At 71.9% G+C, this 17,229-nt stretch carries 16 protein-coding genes; 9 read left to right on the plus strand and 7 right to left on the minus strand.

Annotation, left to right across the window (positions count from 1 at the left end; genetic code table 11):
- Window positions 1-20 precede the first annotated feature (20 nt).
- The 3 genes from cmk (at window position 21) to der (ending at window position 2,928) form a co-directional block, all read left to right on the plus strand.
- Window positions 21-716, plus strand: coding sequence for a (d)CMP kinase (gene cmk, locus C3492_RS15115; RefSeq protein WP_103812284.1), 696 nt, complete (start codon window positions 21-23; stop codon window positions 714-716).
- Window positions 674-1,381, plus strand: coding sequence for a lysophospholipid acyltransferase family protein (locus C3492_RS15120; protein WP_374938349.1), 708 nt, complete (start codon window positions 674-676; stop codon window positions 1,379-1,381). Before cmk ends, C3492_RS15120 begins: the two co-directional genes overlap by 43 nt.
- Window positions 1,382-1,446: 65 nt before the next feature.
- On the plus strand, window positions 1,447-2,928 hold the full coding sequence (gene der / locus C3492_RS15125; protein ID WP_103812286.1) for a ribosome biogenesis GTPase Der: 1,482 nt from the start codon (window positions 1,447-1,449) through the stop codon (window positions 2,926-2,928).
- 63 nt (window positions 2,929-2,991) lie between these two features.
- Here der and C3492_RS15130 read toward each other — a convergent pair whose 3' ends face one another.
- Complete coding sequence (locus C3492_RS15130) at window positions 2,992-3,390, minus strand: hypothetical protein (protein WP_103812287.1); 399 nt, start codon at window positions 3,388-3,390, stop codon at window positions 2,992-2,994.
- Window positions 3,391-3,445: 55 nt separating this feature from the next.
- Window positions 3,446-4,237: a hypothetical protein gene (locus C3492_RS15135; RefSeq protein WP_103812288.1), complete on the minus strand. Its 792-nt coding sequence runs from the start codon at window positions 4,235-4,237 to the stop codon at window positions 3,446-3,448.
- A gap of 542 nt (window positions 4,238-4,779) precedes the next feature.
- On the opposite strand from C3492_RS15135, the gene C3492_RS15140 reads away from it, so the two are divergent.
- Together C3492_RS15140 and C3492_RS15145 are read left to right on the plus strand one after the other, a co-directional pair.
- Window positions 4,780-5,460 carry a transglycosylase family protein gene (locus C3492_RS15140; RefSeq protein WP_103812289.1) on the plus strand — a complete coding sequence of 227 codons (681 nt, stop codon included), beginning with the start codon at window positions 4,780-4,782 and terminating at the stop codon, window positions 5,458-5,460.
- 75 nt (window positions 5,461-5,535) lie between these two features.
- Window positions 5,536-6,576 carry a YafY family protein gene (locus C3492_RS15145; RefSeq protein ID WP_103812290.1) on the plus strand — a complete coding sequence of 347 codons (1,041 nt, stop codon included), beginning with the start codon at window positions 5,536-5,538 and terminating at the stop codon, window positions 6,574-6,576.
- On the opposite strand, the gene ctaD is transcribed toward C3492_RS15145, so the two are convergent.
- A complete protein-coding gene (gene ctaD, locus C3492_RS15150; RefSeq protein ID WP_146075691.1) occupies window positions 6,458-8,149 on the minus strand; it encodes a cytochrome c oxidase subunit I in 1,692 nt (563 codons plus the stop codon). The genes C3492_RS15145 and ctaD overlap by 119 nt on opposite strands.
- 459 nt (window positions 8,150-8,608) lie before the next feature.
- Here ctaD and C3492_RS15155 point away from each other — a divergent pair, with 459 nt between their 5' ends.
- Window positions 8,609-8,824: an I78 family peptidase inhibitor gene (locus C3492_RS15155; protein ID WP_103812291.1), complete on the plus strand. Its 216-nt coding sequence runs from the start codon at window positions 8,609-8,611 to the stop codon at window positions 8,822-8,824.
- A gap of 109 nt (window positions 8,825-8,933) precedes the next feature.
- Here the strand turns inward: C3492_RS15155 and C3492_RS15160 are convergent, their stop codons facing one another.
- Both C3492_RS15160 and C3492_RS15165 read right to left on the minus strand, forming a co-directional pair.
- Complete coding sequence (locus tag C3492_RS15160; protein ID WP_103812292.1) at window positions 8,934-9,959, minus strand: phosphatase PAP2 family protein; 1,026 nt, start codon at window positions 9,957-9,959, stop codon at window positions 8,934-8,936.
- A gap of 237 nt (window positions 9,960-10,196) precedes the next feature.
- Window positions 10,197-11,465 carry a glycosyltransferase family 39 protein gene (locus tag C3492_RS15165; RefSeq protein ID WP_103812293.1) on the minus strand — a complete coding sequence of 423 codons (1,269 nt, stop codon included), beginning with the start codon at window positions 11,463-11,465 and terminating at the stop codon, window positions 10,197-10,199.
- 260 nt (window positions 11,466-11,725) lie between these two features.
- Here C3492_RS15165 and C3492_RS15175 point away from each other — a divergent pair, with 260 nt between their 5' ends.
- Window positions 11,726-13,351 carry an MFS transporter gene (locus tag C3492_RS15175; RefSeq protein ID WP_103812295.1) on the plus strand — a complete coding sequence of 542 codons (1,626 nt, stop codon included), beginning with the start codon at window positions 11,726-11,728 and terminating at the stop codon, window positions 13,349-13,351.
- A 112-nt stretch (window positions 13,352-13,463) separates the two neighbouring features.
- The gene (locus C3492_RS15180) at window positions 13,464-14,654 is read left to right on the plus strand and encodes an acyl-CoA dehydrogenase family protein (protein ID WP_103812296.1); all 1,191 of its coding nucleotides are present in this window, start codon (window positions 13,464-13,466) and stop codon (window positions 14,652-14,654) included.
- Between the two features lie 39 nt (window positions 14,655-14,693).
- On the opposite strand, the gene C3492_RS15185 is transcribed toward C3492_RS15180, so the two are convergent.
- Entirely contained in the window at window positions 14,694-15,131 is a 438-nt protein-coding gene (locus C3492_RS15185; RefSeq protein WP_103812297.1) for a cell division protein SepF, read from the minus strand.
- 266 nt (window positions 15,132-15,397) lie between these two features.
- On the opposite strand from C3492_RS15185, the gene C3492_RS15190 reads away from it, so the two are divergent.
- Window positions 15,398-16,675 (plus strand): DUF5685 family protein, encoded by a 1,278-nt coding sequence (locus C3492_RS15190; protein ID WP_181140379.1) that lies wholly within the window; start codon window positions 15,398-15,400, stop codon window positions 16,673-16,675.
- A 139-nt stretch (window positions 16,676-16,814) separates the two neighbouring features.
- Here C3492_RS15190 and C3492_RS15195 read toward each other — a convergent pair whose 3' ends face one another.
- Window positions 16,815-17,228 carry a hypothetical protein gene (locus tag C3492_RS15195; protein WP_146075692.1) on the minus strand — a complete coding sequence of 138 codons (414 nt, stop codon included), beginning with the start codon at window positions 17,226-17,228 and terminating at the stop codon, window positions 16,815-16,817.
- Window position 17,229 lies beyond the last annotated feature (1 nt).

The raw sequence follows: 17,229 nt of genomic DNA on the forward strand, positions 1-17,229 counted from the left end.
CACCAGGAAGGTGCCCTCCCGTGGAAAACGGCGCCGCCCCGACCGCCAAGCCCGTGATCGTCGCCATCGACGGTCCCTCCGGCACGGGCAAGTCGAGCACGTCGAAGGCCGTGGCCGCACACCTCGGCCTCAGCTACCTGGACACCGGCGCCCAGTACCGGGCGATCACCTGGTGGATGGTGACCAACGGCATCGACCTGGACGACCCGACCGCGATCGCCGCCGTCGCCGGCAAGCCCGAGATCGTCTCCGGCACGGATCCGGCCGCCCCGACCATCACGGTCGACGGCGTCGACGTGGCCGGCCCGATCCGTACCCAGGAGGTCACCTCCAAGGTCAGCGCGGTCAGCGCGGTGCCCGAGGTGCGCGCCCGGATCACCGAGCTGCAGCGCTCCCTGGCCGCCGGCGCGGAGAACGGCATCGTGGTCGAGGGCCGGGACATCGGTACGACCGTCCTGCCGGACGCCGACCTGAAGATCTTCCTCACCGCCTCCCCGGAGGCCCGCGCGGCCCGCCGCAGCGGCGAGCTGAAGGGCACCGACGTCCACGCCACCCGCGAGGCCCTGATCAAGCGGGACGCGGCCGATTCCAGCCGCAAGACCTCGCCGCTCGCCAAGGCCGACGACGCGGTCGAGGTGGACACCACCGAGCTCACCCTCGCCCAGGTCATCGAGTGCGTCGTCACCCTGGTCGAGGAGAAGCGGGCCGGGAAGTGAGCCGTCCGCCGGTCGCGTCGGAGCGGGGCGCCGAGATCGGGCGGCGCATCGGCGTCGGCCTGATGTACGGTCTGTGGCGGCCGCGCGTGCTCGGTGCCTGGAAGGTGCCGGCCACCGGCCCGGTGATCCTCGCGGTGAACCACTCCCACAACATCGACGGCCCGATGGTCATGGGCGTGGCACCCCGGCCGACGCACTTCCTGATCAAGAAGGAAGCCTTCACTGGCCCGCTGGACCCCTTCCTGACCGGTATCGGCCAGCTGAAGGTGGACCGCGCCGCCGCCGACCGGACCGCGATCGGCCAGGCCCTCGACGTGCTGGCGGCCGGGGGAGTGCTGGGCATCTTCCCGGAGGGCACCCGGGGCGAGGGCGACTTCGCCTCGCTGCGCGCCGGGCTGGCCTACTTCGCGGTTCGCAGCGGGGCGCCGATCGTCCCCGTGGCCGTCCTGGGAAGCGCGGAGCGGCCCGGCCGGTTGATAAAGGCACTGCCGCCGCTGCGCTCCCGCGTCGACGTCGTCTTCGGCGACCCCTTCCCGGCGGGCGACGGCAACGGGCGGCGTACGCGCAAGGCGCTGGACGAGGCGACCGAGCGCATCCAGAAGCAGCTCACCAGCCACCTGGAAAACGCCAGGCGCCTGACCGGGCGCCGGGCGACACTTGAGTAGTGGATCAGCCCCCGCGGGGGCTCCTTCCACCGATCACCACGAATGAACGACGAGGTACGGACTTCATGAACGACGACATCCAGCCCGACGGCTCGGCCGAGCACGAGTACGAGCACGGGGCTCTCGGCGACGCCGAGTACGCGGAGTTCATGGAGCTCGCCGCGGAAGAGGGCTTCGACATCGAGGACGTCGAGGGCGCCATCGAGGCGGCGGGCCACGGTCCGCTGCCCGTGCTGGCCGTCGTCGGCCGCCCCAATGTCGGCAAGTCGACACTGGTGAACCGGATGATCGGCCGCCGTGAGGCGGTCGTGGAGGACCGGCCCGGCGTCACCCGCGACCGCGTCACCTACGAGGCCGAATGGGCCGGCCGCCGCTTCAAGGTCGTCGACACCGGCGGCTGGGAGCAGGACGTCCTCGGCATCGACGCCTCCGTGGCCGCCCAGGCCGAGTACGCGATCGAGGCGGCCGACGCGGTGGTCTTCGTGGTCGACGCCAAGGTCGGCGCGACCGACACCGACGAGGCCGTCGTCCGGCTGCTGCGCAAGGCCGGCAAGCCGGTCGTGCTGTGCGCCAACAAGGTCGACGGCCCGAGCGGCGAGGCCGACGCCGCCTACCTGTGGAACCTGGGCCTCGGCGAGCCCCACCCGGTCTCGGCCCTGCACGGCCGCGGCACGGGCGACATGCTCGACGCCGTCCTGGAGGTCCTGCCGGACGCCCCCGAGCAGTCCTTCGGCACCGCGATCGGCGGCCCCCGCCGCGTGGCCCTGATCGGCCGCCCGAACGTCGGCAAGTCCTCGCTGCTGAACAAGGTGGCCGGCGAGGAGCGCGTCGTCGTCAACGAGCTGGCGGGCACCACCCGCGACCCGGTGGACGAGATCATCGAACTCGGCGGCAAGACCTGGAAGTTCGTCGACACCGCCGGTATCCGCAAGCGCGTCCACCTCCAGCAGGGCGCCGACTACTACGCCTCGCTGCGCACGGCCGCCGCCGTGGAGAAGGCCGAGGTCGCCGTCGTGCTGATCGACGCCGCCGAGTCCATCTCCGTGCAGGACCAGCGGATCATCAGCATGGCCGTCGAGGCGGGCCGCGCGATGGTCATCGCCTTCAACAAGTGGGACACGCTGGACGAGGAGCGCCGCTACTACCTGGAGCGGGAGATCGAGACCGAGCTGGGCCAGGTCGCCTGGGCGCCCCGGGTCAACGTCTCGGCGCGCACCGGCCGGCACATGGAGAAGCTGGTCCCGGCGATCGAGACGGCGCTGGCCGGCTGGGAGACGCGCGTCCCCACGGGCCGGCTGAACGCCTTCCTCGGCGAGCTGGTCTCGGCCCACCCGCACCCCGTCCGGGGCGGCAAGCAGCCGCGCATCCTGTTCGGCACCCAGGCCGGCACCAAGCCCCCGCGGTTCGTGCTCTTCGCCTCCGGCTTCATCGAGGCGGGCTACCGGCGCTTCATCGAGCGCCGTCTGCGCGAGGAGTTCGGCTTCGAGGGCACCCCGATCCACATCTCGGTGCGGGTGCGCGAGAAGCGCGGCGCGAAGAAGAAGTAACGGCGGTACGACGAGGAGGGCGGCTCTGGTGTTCCAGGGCCGCCCTCCTCGTCCGTGTGCCCGTCACGCACTCCGGCGCGGCCCCGGCGGCAGGGCGGCCGCGGCCGGCACGTGGTGCATCCCCGTCTCGTGCTGCCGGCCCAGCGTGCCGACCCGCTGCCACTGCGACTGCTGCCGGGCGCTGTAGGCCCCCGCGCTGTAGGCGCTGTAGGAGCTGCTGAACGTGCCCGCCCGGTGCCCGCCGTACGTGCCCGAACCGTCCGGGAAGTCCCCGAAGGCGCTGAACCCCAGCTCCTCCTCGCCGCTGCGGTCCCCCGGCAGTGTGCGGAAGGTCCTGACCCACTCCGCGTAGAGCGAGTCGTAGATCGGCGTGGCCGAGGACCCGCCGGACGGCTCGTGCGCCGCCCGGGCGGACGGCACGGAGGAGAAGGACCGGCGGGGAGGAGTGTCATATGCGTGCACGTATCTCCAAACGACCGTGACCGGAAAGAGATGCGGCCGGACGGTTCACGGGGGCTCAGGTGCCCGCGAGGGGAAGCGCCGCGGCGACCAGCTTGCCGCCTGCGGCGGCCCTGTCCAGCGCGTCCCGCAGCAGGTCCTCCCGCGGCTGACGCCCGATCGACCCGACCGGCGCGGCGAACATCAGCACCTGCTGGTGCTTGTTCGCGGCGGCCCGCCAGCTGTCGGTCACCTGGAGCGGCTGGTGCGCCTGCCACCACGCCACCGGCTGCCCGCCGACCGCCGACGGCTGGAGCACCGCGTGCAACTGGCCCACGGCCAGCAGGACGGACCAGCCGTGCAGCACCGGGGGGACGGACGCCAGCTCGGTCACCGGCATGAAGCCCTGCTCGATGAGCAGCGGCAGGAAGTCGTCACCCGCCCCGGTGGTGCCCGGACGGACGATCGGCGAGGTCGGCTCGACGACGAGCGCGGGGTGCAGTTCCCCGTCGACCAGGACGAGTCCGCTGGTCACGCCGAGCACCGCCTGCTCGGGAACGGACGTGCGCGGCTCACCGCCGGCCGGGTCGCCGCCGACGGCGCCGATGGAGCGCACGGCGCCCTGGAGCTGCTCCTCCGTCACCTGGACGACCTGCGAGGGCAGACAGCTGGCGTGGGCGAAGGCGAGGACGGCGGTCTCGTCGCCGACGAACAGAACGGTGCTGGTGCGCTCCTGCTCGGAGTCGCCCGGGGTGCGACAGGACGTGCAGTCGTAACTGCCCGGGGCGTTCTCTCCGGCGAGCAGCCGGTCGGCTTCTTCGTCGCCGATCTCGGCGCGTACGGCGTCGCTGACGTCGAGCATGCGCGGCACGGGTGGCTCCCTCGGGATGCGGTGCTGGGTCGGCCGGGTGGCTCCCGGCCGATGAGCCCCGGGGTTCCGGGCTCATGAAGAAGACAACGGGCGTCCTGTGGTGGTGGTCACGCCCCGGGGGCGACCGGTTCGCACCTTCCGCCGCGCACGGTCACCTCGGGTGCGGAATCGAACACTCACTGTCAACTCCGTTCCGCGTCAAGGAACTTGACGAGGTGAAGTGGGTCACAGATCGCGTCGGCTGGTGGTCGACAAATCAGGAAATCCGCGCATGTAGTGGGTGGCCGAAATTCGCCGATACCCGGGGTAACGGGCAAGTGGCCTGGACCGACGGCGAGTTGGTTGATTCCCGCCGCTCACCCTCCCTACATTCCTCCGCCGTGTGCAACGAGCACCGCTCGGGTACGTCCGCCGACCGGCACAGGCAGAGCTGCATCGCCGACTCCGGTCACGGCGGGCGGGGCGGGCGCGAGGAACCGCGGTCCTACGCGGTGAGACGCGCTCCGCCTTGGGGGAGCCCGGGTTCGTGGAGAGGGAACTACATGTCCGAGTGTGCCGATACCACCCGCAACACCGCCCGTCCCGAGGGCGCCCGCAAGGGCCGTACGACGGCCGCGCTCGCCGGAGCCGCCCTGCTGGCCCCGCTGGGACTGCTGGCAGCGACCGGCAACGCCGCCGCGGCCGACAACGGGGTGTGGGACCGCATCGCCCAGTGCGAGAGCGGCGGCAACTGGCACATCAACACCGGCAACGGCTACTACGGCGGACTCCAGTTCTCCGCCTCGACCTGGCGCGCGTACGGCGGCTCCGCCTACGCCCCGACGGCCGACCAGGCCTCCAGGAGCGCGCAGATCGCCGTCGCCACCAGGGTCCAGCAGGCCCAGGGCTGGGGCGCCTGGCCGGTCTGCTCGGGCCGGGCCGGGGCCTCCGGCGCCGCCCCGGCGGCGGCCCGCACCGGCTCCTCCAGTACGGCGACCCACGACAGCGGTGCGACGACGAGGTCCGCGCCCGTCCGGTCCACCCCGGCGAAGGCGCCGGAACGTCCCGCGACCACCACCCGCCGTGGTGCCCGGCACGGTGACTACACCGTCCGCCAGGGAGACACCCTGAGCACCATCGCTGCCCGGCACAGCACCACCTGGCAGCGGATCTACGCCGCCAACAAGGCCGTCATCGGCGACGACCCGAACCTGATCGTGCCCGGGCAGCGCCTCGCGCTCTGAGCCCGGCACACCGGCGGGCAGCCGCTGTCCCGATGAGGACAGCGGCTGTCCGCGTCCCCTGGCAGACTCGGGCCCATGTTGGAGACCTCGGCACGCCTGTTGCGCCTGCTCTCGCTGCTCCAGGCCCACCGCGAGTGGTCCGGACCGGAGCTGGCCGAACGGCTCGACGTCACCCCGCGCACCGTCCGCCGGGACGTGGACCGGCTGCGCGAGCTGGGCTACCCGGTCCACGCCAGCCCCGGCACCGGCGGCGGCTACCGGCTGGGCGTCGGCGCCGAACTCCCGCCCCTGCTGCTGGACGACGACGAGGCCGTCGCGGTGGCCGTCGGCCTGCGCACCGCCGCCGGACAGGGCATCGAGAGCATCGGCGAGACCTCCGTACGGGCCCTCGCCAAGCTGGAGCAGGTGCTGCCGCACCGGCTGCGCCGCCGGGTGAGCGCCCTCAACGCCTTCACCGTGCCCATGCTGCGCGGCGGCCCGCCGACGACCCCCGTCGACCCGGCCCTGCTCACCGAACTCGCCCACCTGTGCCGGGACGCCGAGCGGCTGCGGTTCGAGTACCGCACCCACGAGGGCGCGAGCAGCCGCCGTACCGTCGAACCGCACCGGCTGGTGTGCACCGAGCGGCGCTGGTACCTGGTCGCCTGGGACGTCGACCGGGCGGACTGGCGGACCTTCCGGGTGGACCGGATCACCCCCAGGCCGCCGCACGGGCCGCGCTTCACCCCCCGCGAGCCGCCCGCCGAGGACCTCGCCGCCTACGTGTCACGGGGCGTCTCCACGGGCGCCTACCCCACGCACTCCACCGTCCGGCTGCTGGTGCCCCTGCACGAGGCCGCCGAGCACGTCTCGCCGTCCTCCGGCACGCTGGAGTCCGACGGGGCGGACGCGTGCCTGCTGCGCTCCGGCGCGGCGAACCTCGACGTGATGGTCGTTCACCTGCTGATGCTGGGCCTGCCGTTCGAGGTCATCGAGCCCGCCGAGCTGACCGACGCCGTCAGGAGGCTTCGGGACCGGCTTGATGGCGCTTTGGCTCGGGCTGCGGAGCCTGGGCCGCGTACTCGGGGTGGTGCAGGTCGAACGCCGGGGACTCCGAGCGGATCCGGGGCAGGGTGACGAAGTTGTGCCGGGGCGGCGGGCAGGACGTGGCCCACTCCAGGGAGCGGCCGTAACCCCAGGGGTCGTCGGTGTCCACCTTGTCCCCGTACACGGCGGTCTTCCAGACGTTGTAGAGGAACGGCAGCGTCGACAGGCCCAGCAGGAAGGAGCCGATGGTCGACACCGTGTTGAGCGTGGTGAACCCGTCGGCCGCCAGGTAGTCGGCGTACCGGCGGGGCATCCCCTCGGCGCCCAGCCAGTGCTGCACCAGGAACGTGGCGTGGAAGCCCACGAACAAGGTCCAGAACTGGATCTTCCCCAGCCGCTCGTCCAGCATCTTGCCGGTGAACTTCGGCCACCAGAAGTAGAAGCCGCCGAAGACCGCGAAGACGACCGTGCCGAAGACCACGTAGTGGAAGTGCGCGACGACGAAGTACGAGTCCGTGACGTGGAAGTCCATCGGCGGGGACGCCAGGATCACCCCGGTCAGCCCGCCGAGCAGGAACGTCGCCAAGAAGCCCATCGCCCACAGCATCGGCGTCTCGAAGGACAGCGAGCCCTTGATCATCGTGCCGGTCCAGTTGAAGAACTTCACCCCCGTCGGCACCGCGATCAGGAACGACATGAAGGAGAAGAACGGCAGCAGCACCGCGCCCGTGGCGAACATGTGGTGCGCCCACACCACCATGGACAGCCCGGTGATCGCCATCGTCGCGCCGACCAGCGTCAGATAGCCGAAGATCGGCTTGCGGCTGAACACCGGGATGATCTCCGTGATGATCCCGAAGAACGGCAGCGCGATGATGTACACCTCGGGGTGCCCGAAGAACCAGAACAGGTGCTGCCACAGCAATGCCCCGCCGTTCGGCGCCTGGAACACCTGCGAGCCGAACCGCCGGTCCGACTCCAGGGCCAGCAGCGCCGCCGCCAGCACCGGGAACGCCATCAGGATCATGATCGACGTGAACAGCGTGTTCCAGGTGAAGATCGGCAGCCGGAACATGGTCATGCCCGGGGCCCGCATCCCGATGATGGTGGCGAGGAAGTTGACCGCGCCGAGGATCGTCCCGAAGCCGGCCAGCGCCAGGCCCATGATCCACAGGTCCGGACCGACGCCGGGGGAGTGCCGGGCGTCGTTGAGCGGCGCGTAGGCGAACCAGCCGAAGGCGGCCGGCCCGGTGGGCACCAGCAGCGAACCCAGCACGATCAGGCCGCCGAACGCGAAGAGCCAGTACGAGAGCATGTTCAGCCGGGGGAAGGCCACGTCCGGCGAGCCGATCTGCAACGGCATCAGCTCGTTGGCGAAGCCCGCGAAGCTCGGGGTCGCGAACAGCAGCAGCATGATCGTGCCGTGCAGCGTGAACAGCTGGTTGTACTGGTTGTTGCCCATGAGCTGAAGCCCCGGCCGGGCGAGCTCCGCGCGCATCAGCAGCGCCATGACCCCGCCCGCCAGGAAGAACCCGAAGCCCGTGATCAGGTACAGGTGGCCGATCTTCTTGTGGTCGGTGGTGGTGAGCCAGTCCACCACCAGCCGGCCGGCCCCGGCCCGACGCACCGGTCGCGTCGGCGCCCCTGCGGTCTCGGTCCCCATCGCTCGCTCGCCCCTTCGCATCGTCGCGCCCGGGCCCGCGGCGGCCCGCGGCACGCGCGCCGCGAGCTGTCGTCCGGAGACTCGCCGGGCGTGCGCCCCGTCAGGGCGTCCGGCGGTTGTGTGCTGAATCCGTGAATTTCCTATGTGGTGTCAGCCGCCGTCGCGCCACTGCGGATTGCGCGGGGAATCGCGGCCCCGGGCCCGCCCCGATCCCCACTGCGGCACTTTCCGCCGGGTAATTCGGAGTGGCCCTCCGACACGCGTGAATTCTGCTCGATTACCCCGGTGAGCCGAACGGAAACCCCCGTTCGTGTGACACGCGTCGTGGCAGCCGATGATGTGACCGCGGCCGAAACGGGATCGCGGTGGCTGTGACAGAAGTGTGACGGGAGCCGGATACGGCTCTTACCCGTCTGTGCCCGGCTTCCGTCACCGCCGGTCGCGGCCTAGCGTGGCCGCATGGCACCGATTCCCACTCCGTCAGCGGAGCCCCAGGACAGCCCGGACGGGTACGTCGGCCTCGACGCGACGCACGCCGAACGGCTCGCGCGGCAGCGCGGCTGGTCGACGGTGCGGTCGCTGCCGCCGGGCGCGATCATCACCATGGAGTACCGGGCCGGACGGCTGAACTTCGAGGTGCGGGACGGCCGGGTGGCCCGCGCCTGGAAGGGCTGACCGCCCGTTCCCGTGGATACGCGCGAGGCCCCGCTCCAGGAACGGGAGCGGGGCCTGCGGCGTGGCGTGGGGCGGTGGTGCGTACCGAACCCCGTGCCGGTGCGGGCTGTCAGCCGCCGGTCAGCGGCCGGGCCGGCTGGGACGTGCCGCGCGGGAGGCGGTCGGCGTGCGGCGGACGGCGGCTGCCCGCCGGGGTGACCGGGGTGCGTTCCGAACGGGCCGTGTGCGGTCCGGGCGCGAGGTGCGCCAGGCCCCTGGAGGAACGGGTGGAGGCCACCGGCTCGCGGGCCGGCGTCGGCTGCTCGGCCGGCAGGTTGCGCGGCTTGAGCAGCACCGGCGTGACCGGCACGGCCGGTTCGGGCGCGGGCAGGCCGCGGCGGGCGCGCCAACGGTCGCGCAGGTCGAAGAGCCACAGCTCGGCCCTGGCGATCAGCGGCTCGAACCAGGGCAGGGCGAGCAGGATCAGCAGACCGGCGGCCCAGCCCAGCAGCACGTCGCTCAGCCAGTGCGTACCGAGGTAGACGGTGGTGAGGCCGACGCCGAGCGAGGTGACCGCGGAAAGGGCCGACAGCCAGCGGCGCGCCGTCGGGGTGGAGGCCAGATACGCCAGGATTCCCCAGGTCACCACCGCGTTGGCGGTGTGGCCGCTGGGGAATATATCGCCGCCCAGGCCCATCTCGTTCGAGCCGATCACGGTCGCGTAGTGCGGACCGAGCCGCCCCATGCCGAGCTTGGCGGCGCCGACCGTGATGTTCAGCAGGAGCAACGAGGTGGCCAGGGTGAGCAGCGGGCGGAGTGTGTGCTGCCGCCAGGAGCGCCAGCCGAGCCAGGCCGCGACCATCACGGCGGTGGGGCCGCGCTGGCCCAGCACCACGTAGTAGTCGAGGAACGCGTGGATCTCGGGCCACTGCTGGTACGGCCGGAAGAACATGACCTGCCAGTCCAGCCGGACCAGCCACGAGGTCGTCACCACGGCCCACACGATCGCCAGGTAGAAAGCCAGGGTCGCGGAGAACAGAACGACCCGGTGCCGGCTCATCCTCGGCACATCGATGTGGGCCGGTCGTTCCGGCTCACGGTCCAGTCTGGCGAACACCCGGTCCAGACGCCGGGTGAGGTTTCGTTCGGTACGCACCCAATCGACGTTACAGCGAGTGAGCGGTGTTCCCGGTCGAAACAGCGTCTTTGTGATGACGATGTGATGTGGGAAACCTCTCAAGGGCGGCCCGAATTCCCGGGATTCCGCAATCCTGTGAGTCCGATCGGGCCAATTCCTTTGATCATGCCGGGTGTTGTTTATATGGCGCTTATGAATGTGTTAACCCGGTCCTGGCGCGGAATTCTCCGGGGCGTCATCGGGCGGCCCGGTGGATCATGGTGGACCGGAACCGTTCAGCCAGAACGCCCCGTAGACCGCCGCCGCGACCGCCAACCCCGCCGTGAGCAGGGCCGATCGGGGGGTGCGCGGCCGGGCCAGGGCACGGGCGAGCGGCAGCAGCAACGGGAAGGCGGGCATCAGCAGCCGCGGCTTGGAGCCGAAGTAGCTCGACGCGCAGAGGGCGAGGGCCAGCACGACCCCCGTGTAGACCAGCAGTTCGACCGGCTGGCGCGCGCGGACCCCGGTGACGTACAGCCAGATCAGCAGGGCCACCCCGGCGATCAGGCCGAGGCCGGCGAGAGCGGACGGGAATGACGTGAACTTGTCGGCCACGAAGCGGGCGAAGGCGTAGCCGCCGTCGAACCCGTTGCGCCATCCGGCCTGTACGTCCAGATAGCCGAGCGGGCCCTTGCCGGTGCGGTGGCCGACCCAGAGGACGTAGCCGGCGGCCCCGAGCGGAGCGAGCAGCATGCCGAGCGCGCGCCGTCGGCCGGGGGCGTACGGGGTGACGGGTGCGCCGGGGGTGAGCGCGGGCGCGTGTTCCTCATCACGCGCGCCCGGCGTGTGGCTCGCGCTGCGCTCTCGCCCGAACGAGACCGCGTCCGGCGTGTGCTTCGCGCCGCGCTCTCGCCAGAACGAGACCGCGCCCGCCACCCACACCGCCGCGACCACCGCCGCCCCCACCGGCCGGGTCAGCCCGGCCAGGGCCGCCAGCGCGCCCGAGCTCACCCACCGCCCGGTCAGCACCGCGTACAGCGACCAGGCCGCCAGCGCCGTGAACAGCGACTCGCTGTACGCCATCGACTGCACGATCCCGACCGGCAGCACCGCCCACAGCAGCACCGCGCACGTCCCGACGCGGGGGCCGTACACCCGGTCCGCGACCGCGAAGATCCCGGCCGCGGCGGCGAGCGAGGCCACCAGGCTCACCACGAACCCGGCCGCCGCGTACGACAGCGGGGTGACCGCGTGCAGCAGCCGCTCCAGCCAGGGCAGCAACGGGAAGAACGCGAGGTTGGAGTGGACGTCCCCGTTCGGCAGCCGTACCTCGTAGCCGTACCCCAGTTCGGCGACCCGCGTGTACCACAGCGAGTCCCAGCGCGCGGTCAGCAAGGTGAACGCGCTCTTGCCGCGCGCGGCGCTCCACACCGCCAGCACCACCAGCCCCAGGGCGCGGACCGCCGCGTAGCCCAGGAGGGCCGGGGCCGCCCGGCGCAGAAGAGGGGGGTGGGGCGGGGCCGCACGCGTCGCAAGATCGGTCACGGGCTCGATTATCGACCGCGCGCTCCACCGGACCTCTCGCCGGGTCAGGGTCAAGAGCGGGTGACGTGGCGTACGCCACACGGGTTCCCTCCGGCGGGTGAGAGGTCCGCCACGTGACCGCGCGACGGACTCGCGTACGCTGACGAGTCACTCGCGTGGGTTCGCGCGGGCCGGAGACACCGCTCCTCTCCGGCCGTACGACAGGGGGTCCCCGCCCCGTCGGTCCGCCCCGTACGAGGGATCATCTGGGAGGTACGTACATGTCCGGGACGACCACGGCTGCCGTACGGCCGCGCCGTCGGGCGCCCGGGGCAGGTGCCAACCGCTGGGTCGTCCTCGTCGTGCTCTGTGTCAGCCTGCTGCTCGTCGCGCTCGACGCGACCGTGCTGCACGTGGCGGTCCCCGCCGTCACCGAGGACCTCAAGCCGGGCGCCATCGAACTGCTCTGGATCGTCGACGTCTACCCGCTGGTCTGTGCCTCGCTGCTGATCCTCTTCGGCACCCTCGGCGACCGGGTCGGCCGCAGACGCGTCCTGCTGCTCGGCTACACCCTCTTCGGGGTCGCCTCCGCCGTGGCCGCGTTCGCGCCGACCGCCGAGATGCTCATCGTCGCCCGCGCGCTGCTCGGCGTCGGCGGCGCCATGATCATGCCGGCCACCCTGTCGATCCTGCGTCAGGTCTTCCCCGACCGGCGCGAGCGTGCCCTCGCCATCGGCGTCTGGAGTGCCGTCGCGGCGGTCGGCGCGGCGGTCGGACCGCTGCTCGGCGGCTTCCTGCTGGAGCACTTCTGGTGGGGCGCGGTCTTCCTGGTCAACATCCCGCTGATGCTGGTGAGTCTGCCGGTGGGCCGGATGCTGCTGCCCGAGTCCCGGGGTGACCGCGAGGGCCCCTGGGACGTGACCGGCGCGCTGATGGCGGCGGCCGGGCTGTTCGGCGTGGTCTTCGGCGTGAAGCGGCTCGGCGGCGGGGAGGCGGTCGCGAGCCCCCTCACCGTGCTGCCGCTGCTGACCGGCGCCGCCCTCCTCTTCCTCTTCGTACGGCGCCAGCGGCGGCTCCGGCATCCGCTGGTGGACCTGCGCATGTTCCGCCGGCCCGCGTTCAGCACCTCGGTGGGCTGCATCGTGCTGGCCATGCTGGCGCTGGTCGGCCTGGAGCTGATCGCCGCCCAGTACCTGCAACTGGTGCTCGGCCTGTCCCCGCTGCAGACCGGGCTGAGGCTGCTGCCCCTCACCCTCGCCGCGATGGCGGCCGGCCTGGCGGGCGCGCGCATGCTGCGCCGCTTCGGACCGCGCCGCATGGTGTGCTTCGGCTTCTGCCTGACGGCGGCGGCGGTGCTGACGCTGACGGGCATGGGCGGCACCGACGACCCGACGCTGCTGCTGGCCGGCTTCGTGCTGCTGGGCTTCGGCCTGGAGACCACGCTCTTCGGGGCCTACGAGTCGATGCTCAGCGAGGCCCCGGCCGACCAGGCCGGCGGCGCGGCGGCGATCGGCGAGACGTCGTACCAGCTCGGGGCCGGTATCGGCATCGCGCTGCTGGGCAGCGTGATGAACGCGGCCTACACGCCGGGGCTGCGGTCGGTGCCGGGCGTGCCTCGGCCCGCCTCGACCGCGGCGGGACACTCTCTCGGCGAGGCGTACGAGGTCGCCGGACGGCTCGGCGGCACGGCCGGGGCCGCGCTGCGCCGCGCGGCGCGGGACTCCTTCGTGCACGGGCTGCATGTGACGCTGCTCGTGAGCGCGGGCCTGTTGCTGCTGGGCGCGGCGATGGCGCTGCGGCTGCCGTGGCTCATGCAGTGCGGTGAGGAGCCGGTGGGCGGTGAGCCCGCGCTGCCGTCGCCGCGCGGGGCGGAGGCGGCGGCCGGGAAGCCGCGGGTCACCGCCTGACCTCCTCTGGACGTGCGGGACACTGCACCGTAACGTCGGCCGGAGAGTCGTAACTAGCGCTGCTAGTTTTGCCGACGTCCCGTGTGACGTCCCGTGTTCCGGAGGGTGTTCCATGTCCGCGTCCGCGAAGCTGCCCCCGTTCGACGCCGCCGACCCGCTCGGGATCGACGACCTGCTGGAGCCGGAGGACCTGGCCGTCCGGGACACCGTCCGCGCGTGGGCGGCCGACCGTGTGCTGCCGTACGTCGCAGACTGGTACGAGAAGGGCGAACTGCCCGGCATCCGGGACCTCGCGCGCGAACTGGGTTCGATCGGCGCCCTCGGCATGTCCCTCACCGGCTACGGCTGCGCGGGCGCGAGCGCAGTCCAGTACGGCCTGGCCTGCCTCGAACTGGAGGCGGCCGACTCCGGCATCCGGTCGCTGGTCTCCGTGCAGGGGTCCCTCGCGATGTACGCCATCCACCGGTTCGGCAGCGAGGAGCAGAAGCTCCAGTGGCTGCCGCGCATGGCGGCCGGCGAGGTGATCGGCTGCTTCGGGCTGACCGAGCCCGACCACGGCTCCGACCCGGCCTCGATGCGCACCCACGCCAAGCGGGACGGCGACGACTGGGTGCTGAACGGCCGCAAGATGTGGATCACCAACGGCTCGGTCGCCGGGGTCGCCGTCGTCTGGGCGCAGACCGAGGAGGGCATCCGCGGCTTCGTCGTCCCCACCGGCAGTCCCGGCTTCTCGGCACCGGAGATCAAGCACAAGTGGTCCCTGCGCGCCTCCGTCACCAGCGAACTCGTCCTGGACGACGTACGACTGCCCGCCACGGCCGTGCTGCCGGAGGTCACCGGGCTGCGCGGACCGCTCAGCTGTCTGTCGCACGCCCGCTACGGCATCGTCTGGGGCGCGATGGGCGCGGCGCGCAGCAGCTTCGAGGCGGCCCTCGACTACGCCAGGTCACGGGAGCAGTTCGGGCGGCCCATCGGCGGCTTCCAGCTCACCCAGGCCAAGCTCGCCGACATGGCGGTGGAGCTGCACAAGGGGATTCTGCTCGCCCACCATCTGGGGCGGCGGATGGACGCCGGCCGCCTGCGTCCCGAGCAGGTCAGCTTCGGCAAGCTCAACAACGTCCGCGAGGCCATCGAGATCTGCCGTACGGCGCGGACGATCCTCGGTGCCAACGGGATCTCCCTGGAGTACCCGGTGATGCGGCACGCGACCAACCTGGAGTCGGTGCTCACCTACGAGGGCACCGTCGAGATGCACCAGCTCGTGCTGGGCAAGGCGCTCACCGGGCTCGACGCCTTCCGGTGAGCCGCGGTGCGGAGGCGGGGCCGGTGCGGCGGCCCCGCCTCAGCTCTGGTTGAAGAAGCCGTCCGAGCGGTGGGCGGACGCCTCGCCGCTGATGATCTCGGTGTCGGCCGGGGTGAGCAGGAACACCCGGTTGGAGACGCGGTCGATCGAGCCGCGCAGACCGAAGATGAGCCCCGCCGCGAAGTCCACGACCCGCTTGGCGTCGCCGGGCTCCATGTTGGTGAGGTTCATGATGACCGGGACACCGTCCCGGAACAGCTCGCCGATGGCGCGGGCGTCCCGGAAGCTGTCCGGGGTCACCGTGCCGATCCGGCGGCCCTTGTCCTCGGCCGTGTCCGTGGCCACCTTCACCCGGGGGTCGGTGACCCAGGCGTCCCCGGACTCGGTGCCCTCGGAGTAGTCGTCGTCGTAGTAGCGCTCGTCATCGTTGTCGTCGACGAGGCCGAGCCACGCACTCGCCTTGCGTACCGATCCCATGGACGCCTCCTCTCACAGCGGTCTTTCTTGCTTTCCGCATCCCTATGGTCATCCATGATGCGGACGGCGCGCCAAGTGGATAGACGCCGCGCGGGGGGTTTGTGACGGTACTGGTGCACAGCGGATCCGTCGAGAGTCCTTGTGCCCCAAGGGGCGAGACTCATACGGCTGCTGACTGAGAGTGAAATATGATTGTCTGCGGCGGACGGGTGATGCACGGTGCGTACGGGTGAACGCCAACGTCGTATCACAGTACGGGGGATGTTGTGTTCGGAATCGTCAGGCCCTGCGCCCACCGGCTCGGTGAGCGGTTCAGGGCCGACTGGATGGCGCACTTGTGCGGGCTGTGCCTTGCCCTGCGTCGCGACCACGGTCAGTTCGCACGGATCGTGACAAATTACGACGGGCTTCTCATATCGGTACTGACAGAGGCGCAGACCGGCCCGCTCAGCGGTACCCGCCGGACGGCCGGGCCGTGCGCGCTGCGTGGCATGCGGACCGCGTCCGTCGCACAGGGTGAGGGCGCCCGGCTCGCCGCCGCCGTCTCCCTCGTGCTCGCCTCCGCGAAGGTGCGCGACCATGTCGCCGACCGGGACGGACTGCTGGCCCGCGCGCCGGTCGCCGCCGCCGCGCGCCGGCTCGCCGTGAACTGGGGCCGGGCCGGGGAGCGCGGCGGGGCGGCGGTCGGCTTCGACACCGGTGTCCTCGTCGACGCCGTCGACCGGCAACCCGGCGTCGAGGCCCTGGCCGGGCCCGGCACGCCGGTCCTCACGGTCACCGAGCCGACCGAGACCGCGACCGCCGCGGCCTTCGCGCACACCGCGCTGCTGGCCGGACGGCCGGACAACGCCGGACCGCTGGCCGAGGCCGGCCGCCTCTTCGGCCGGCTCGCGCACCTGCTGGACGCCGTGGAGGACCGGGGGGCTGACGCCGCGTCGGGTGCCTGGAACCCGCTCACCGCCACCGGCACACCCCTCACCGAGGCGCGCCGGCTCGCCGACGACGCCCTGCACGGCATCCGGCTCGCCCTGCGGGACACCGAGTTCCGCGACGGCCGGCTCGTCCATCTCCTCCTCGTCCACGAACTGCGCCGCTCGGTGGACCGGGCCTTCGGGGCGGCACCGGTGTGCGCCGCCGATCGGCACGGGGGGCCGCGGGGGTCCTACGACGCGGGGACGCAGCCGGGGCCGTACGGAGCCGGAGGGCCGCAACAGCCGTACGGCGGTGGGAACCCGTACGGCGCCGGCGCTCCCCTTCCGGGCAATCCGTACGCCGGCGGCGGTTCTCCCGGCGGGGGCGGCGGCTTCGGCGGGGGCGGTGGCGGATTCGACGGCGGTTTCGGGCCGCCGCCCGAGCCGGTCAAGGGCCGACGCGGTTTCTGGGCGGGCTGCGGGATGTTCTTCGCGCTGTGCTGCACCTGCAGGATGTGCTGCGCCGAGGAATACGAGGGGCCGTGGTCCCGGAAGAAGCGGGAGGGCTGCTGCCGGAACTGCGACTGTCCCTGCGACGGCTGCGACTGCTGCTGCCCGTGCGACGGTTGCTGAGAGGTCGGCGAGGCCCGGACCGGCGCCGGCATCGAGCCGCCGACGACCTGCCGTCCACACGGCGGGGGCCCCGCCAGGACGTGCCTGACGGGGCCTTCGCAGTGCACTCGTCGAGCCTCTGGCGCTCGTCGACGGGCTGTTACCGGTTTTGCAGACGGCGGACGTCCATCTGCTCACCCCAGCCCCGCTCCAGGCACGCGCGGACCAGCTTTTCCCGGACCGCCGCCAATGATCGGGCCATGTCCTGAGCGCTGACCGTTGCCTCTTCGCCTGCGCCGTGGGAATTGGCTGAAACGCTCACGGAATCATCGCCGCGACCGACCAGATCGATCCAGAAAGGACCGTCGAAGAATCTTACTCTTGTGCTTCTGCCCGCAGCCTGGCGCGCAAAGGCAAGCGCGTCGATCAGTTCTGCGAGGAACGCGACCGGCATGTCGTTCCAGTTCGCCTCCGGGAAGGGCGAACCGGAGATCTCGATCCAGACGTCACCCCAGATGGAGCCCGACCTGGCGAGGTCGAGTGACTCCAGGTCACAGAACAGTTCGAACTCCATC

The sequence above is a fragment of the Streptomyces sp. Ru62 genome (genome assembly GCF_002920615.1).
Taxonomy (GTDB): domain Bacteria; phylum Actinomycetota; class Actinomycetes; order Streptomycetales; family Streptomycetaceae; genus Streptomyces.